The organism is Nostoc flagelliforme FACHB-838 (assembly GCF_014698065.1).
Taxonomy (GTDB): domain Bacteria; phylum Cyanobacteriota; class Cyanobacteriia; order Cyanobacteriales; family Nostocaceae; genus Nostoc; species Nostoc flagelliforme_B.
This window is the reverse complement of the sequence record NZ_JACJSI010000686.1, coordinates 1-1,860: the sequence shown is the minus strand read 5'-3', so window position 1 is coordinate 1,860 and position 1,860 is coordinate 1. Positions and strand designations below refer to the sequence as shown.

Annotated in this window: 2 protein-coding genes and 1 pseudogene; all 3 read left to right on the top strand. The window is 43.1% G+C overall.

The window, feature by feature from the left end; all coding sequences use genetic code 11:
* Positions 1-529: 529 nt before the first annotated feature.
* Positions 530-931 (top strand): annotated as a pseudogene (locus H6G97_RS50695) (DsbA family protein); the annotation flags it as partial.
* A gap of 113 nt (positions 932-1,044) precedes the next feature.
* The gene (locus H6G97_RS54570) at positions 1,045-1,335 is read left to right on the top strand and encodes an SDR family NAD(P)-dependent oxidoreductase (RefSeq protein WP_242056204.1); all 291 of its coding nucleotides are present in this window, start codon (positions 1,045-1,047) and stop codon (positions 1,333-1,335) included.
* Positions 1,289-1,690, top strand: a complete 402-nt coding sequence (locus tag H6G97_RS54565) for an SDR family NAD(P)-dependent oxidoreductase (RefSeq protein WP_242056203.1) — start codon at positions 1,289-1,291, stop codon at positions 1,688-1,690. The genes H6G97_RS54570 and H6G97_RS54565 overlap by 47 nt, the downstream gene beginning before the upstream one ends.
* The last annotated feature ends 170 nt before the right edge of the window (positions 1,691-1,860 follow it).

Here is a 1,860-nt window from a genome sequence, read left to right as displayed (position 1 = left end):
ATAACATTAATATTCTCTGTGTTAACTGTGGATTATTACTCTCTGATAGAGCTTTTTGTAAATTCTCTTTCTGTAATTTACTTAAGTATCCTTTGGCTGGCATAGCAGTAAGTCCACGAGTTTATTTAATTTACATTTTATGCAAATTAGATGTGGAACAGCTTATTAATATTTAACTCAAGTAGCAAATATTCTAAGTGCCAATAAATAGGTTTTTAGCGTAGGCGTAGCCCGCCGTAGGCATCGCTGGTTTTTGATCCGACCTCACAAAATCGCGTTGCTCCCTCTGTAATTGTTGCCGTTAAACGCGGCATTGTCAGTTTGTAGGGTGTACTTTCGATAGAATTGGGATTCTAACTTGAGTTAGAGCCTACCTTCTATCTTAAGAAGGAGCAGCTGCTCCATCAAATTACAGCCTAAAAATGTTAACTCACTGTAGACGACAACTAAAAGCTAATTGCTTATATTGAATTCATGTGGATTGAGCAAGTGAATCGCAAGGTTCCATGCTTGATACAGATGTATAAAAATGATCGACGACCATAGTTCCAGTTCTTTAGTTGTGCTAGCTTCAACCCAAGATCACAGTCAAGGTGTGCTAAGTGCCGCCGTGGTATTAGTGATGTATGGGGATTATCAATGTCCTAGAAGTGCAGCCGTTTACAAGCTGATTAAAATCATTCGGCAAGAGCTTACGGTTTCTTTTGGAGAGGATTATTTATGTTTTATCTTCCGCCATTTTCCACAGATCCAGATTCATCCCCAGGCACAACGGGCAGCCCAAGCAGCCGTTGCTGCCGCTGTCCAAGGACAGTTTTGGTTAATGAATGATACTTTATTTGCCCATCAACAAAAGTTGGAGAATGGTTATCTTGTCGAGTACGCCAATGATTTAGGGCTTGATATCCCTCAGTTTCTCAAAGAGTTGGCCTTTTCCTTTGCTTTTAGCCTAATGCTTGCAAGATTTGTCTAAGCTTTTTTCTAAAGCGACTTCATGATTATTTCAAGAGAGAACAACCGGACTTAGATTTTAGGAGAAATAGAATGATACTGCAAGATAAAGTGGCGTTAGTTACAGGAGGCACATCGGGAATTGGCAGAGCAACTGCGATCGCATTTAGTGCTGCTGGAGTCAAAGTGGTCTTCTCGGACATACGCGGTGTAGAAGGTGAAGAAACTGCTGATTTGATTCGCGAGACTCGGGCGGAATGCTTGTTCGTGAAATCAGATGTATCGAGTGAGGCGGATGTCCGGGAATTGGTGCAGAAAGCGATAAGCTGGGTACAGCTTGCGCTTCGCGAACGCGACCTACGGCAGACTCGATTGTGCCTTTAACAATGCTGGCATTGATCTTGCTGTTAAACCACTGCACGAACAATCGATCGAGGATTTTGACAAGATCATGTCGATCAATGCGCGAGGAGTATTTCTGTGCATGAAATATGAAATTCAACAGATGCTCACCCAGGACCCAGGCGAGATCGTGAATAATTCGTCCACCAATGGTCTTGTTGCGCTGCCAGGAATCTCTCCCTACGTTGCCAGCAAACACGCGGTGATGGGGCTGACACGCACTGCCGCACTTGACTATGCCAAACAGGGCATACGGATTAATGCTGTTAATCCAGGTCCCATTGCGACTGATCTAATGCAATACGGTTCGGTTAAGGCTCAAAGTCATGTAAATTAGGCATTGTTCCGAAGAATGGAAATTAAGTGTCGTGCATCTGAGGGATTTTTCATTGGTGTCTCCTGAGATACAAAATACTGACTTGCTTAGAGCAATCGAAATGGCTATTCCAGCAACGGTAATTGAAGACGCGATCGCTAATACTAAAAGCGAAGAAGAACGCAAGCGGT

What these genes read in the sequence shown, in the direction of transcription:
- H6G97_RS54570 (WP_242056204.1), top strand. Translation starts at nt 1,045, where the DNA reads ATGATACTGCAAGATAAAGTGGCGTTAGTTACAGGAGGCACATCGGGA.